Source organism: Streptomyces africanus, assembly GCF_002150735.1.
Lineage (GTDB): Bacteria > Actinomycetota > Actinomycetes > Streptomycetales > Streptomycetaceae > Streptomyces > Streptomyces africanus.
Window position 1 is genome coordinate 1 of sequence record NZ_MUKA01000659.1, and the last position, 1101, is coordinate 1101.

The 1101-nt window shown below is 72.1% G+C and carries 2 protein-coding genes; both read left to right on the forward strand.

Translation table 11 applies throughout. From position 1 onward, the window contains the following. A partial coding sequence (locus CCL05_RS43180) for a class I SAM-dependent methyltransferase (RefSeq protein WP_107400601.1) occupies nucleotides 1-575 on the forward strand: 575 nt, incomplete at its 5' end. Between the two features lie 32 nt (nucleotides 576-607). Continuing rightward, nucleotides 608-1101 (forward strand): ATP-binding cassette domain-containing protein (locus CCL05_RS43185; protein ID WP_143590072.1); only part of this gene is annotated, 494 nt, incomplete at its 3' end.

A 1101-nucleotide genomic window follows, 5' to 3' on the forward strand; every position in this document is an offset into this window, starting at 1 on the left:
TGGGCCGCCATGCCGTCGCCGTAGAGCCCGGCGACGGCATGGCGGCCCAGTTCCGCAGCACCCTCCCCGACATCCCGATCGTCCGCGGCACCGGCGACGACCTCCCCCTCGCCGACGCCTCCGTCGACTTCCTCACCTACGCCCAGGCCTGGCACTGGACCGACCAGTCCCGCTCCGTCCCGGAGGCCCTCCGCGTCCTGCGCCCCGGCGGCGCCCTCGCCCTCTGGTGGAACACCGAGGCCCTGGACGTGCCGTGGATCGCCGAAGCCGCCGTCCGCACGCAACGCCACTTCGGCATCGACACGGCCGCCGAGCGGCGAAACGTCAACGCCCGCGCCGCCGACCCCACCGGCCGCCTGGACTTCACCCGCCGCACGGTCCGCTGGAGCCGCCGCGTCCCGGTGGACACCCACCTCGCCAACATCGGCAGCCACTCGGTCTTCCTGGTACACGGCGAGGACCACACCGCGGCCTTCCTGGCCGAGGAACGAGAGCACCTCCTCAAGGCCTTCCCGGACGGCATGGTCGAAGAGGTCTACGACGTGATCCTCCTCCTCGCGAAGACCCCTGCTTGACGCGTCCCACCCCCAGGAGCATTATTCATCACATGATGAATAATGCTCCTGACCCACCACGCCCGGGCGCCGGCGCCGACACCCCCACGGAGACCACAGCCGTACACGCCAAGCACCTCACCGTCACCCGAGGCCCCCGCACCGTCCTGCACAACCTCGCCTTCACCGTCCCCCGCGGCCAGATCACGGGCCTGCTGGGCCCCTCCGGCTGTGGCAAGTCCACCCTCATGCGCGCCATCGTCGGCACCCAGGCCAAGGTCACCGGCACGCTCGACGTCCTCGGCCACCCCGCCGGCCACCCCACCCTCCGCACCCGCATCGGCTACGTCACCCAGGCCCCGTCCGTCTACGACGACCTGACCGTCCGCCAGAACCTCGACTACTTCGCCGCGATACTCGACCCCGGCCGGCCCGCCGCCGACCGCCGCCACGACAACGTCACCCGCGCGATAGCCGACGTCGACCTCACCACCCACGCGGACGCCCTGGCCGGCAACCTCTCCGGCGGCCAGCGCAGCCGCGTGGG